This window comes from Burkholderia sp. BCC1047 (assembly GCF_902833155.1).
GTDB lineage: Bacteria > Pseudomonadota > Gammaproteobacteria > Burkholderiales > Burkholderiaceae > Burkholderia > Burkholderia sola.
This window is the reverse complement of the sequence record NZ_CADFEH010000080.1, coordinates 1-548: the sequence shown is the minus strand read 5'-3', so window position 1 is coordinate 548 and position 548 is coordinate 1. Positions and strand designations below refer to the sequence as shown.

The following is a 548-nucleotide window of genomic DNA, read 5'->3' as shown; positions in this document are numbered from 1 at the left end:
GGCTCGGTGACGGCGGCGAACGCGTCGGGGCTGAACGACGGCGCGGCGGCGGTGCTGGTGATGTCGGCGCAGAAGGCGGCGGCGCTGGGCCTGACGCCGCTGGCGCGGATCAAGGCGTACGCGAACGCGGGCGTGGATCCGAGCGTGATGGGCATGGGGCCGGTGCCGGCGTCGCGCCGGGCGCTGGAGCGCGCGGGCTGGACGCCGGGCGACCTGGACCTGATGGAGATCAACGAAGCGTTCGCGGCGCAGGCGCTGGCGGTGCACAAGCAGATGGGCTGGGACACGTCGAAGGTGAACGTGAACGGCGGGGCGATCGCGATCGGCCACCCGATCGGCGCGTCGGGCTGCCGGATCCTGGTGACGCTGCTGCACGAGATGGTCAAGCGCGACGCGAAGCGCGGGCTGGCGTCGCTGTGCATCGGCGGCGGGATGGGCGTCGCGCTCGCGGTCGAGCGTCCGTGACCGGCCGTCCGTAACCGGCTCTCCGTCACCGGCCGTTCGCCACTGGCGAACCGAATTCGTGCGCCGGCCGATTGCGGCTTCGG

1 pseudogene is annotated in these 548 nt (G+C 73.2%); it reads left to right on the top strand.

Annotation, left to right across the window (positions count from 1 at the left end):
* Nucleotides 1-465, top strand: a pseudogene (locus tag HWX55_RS35890) (acetyl-CoA C-acetyltransferase); the annotation flags it as partial.
* Between the last annotated feature and the right edge of the window lie 83 nt (nt 466-548).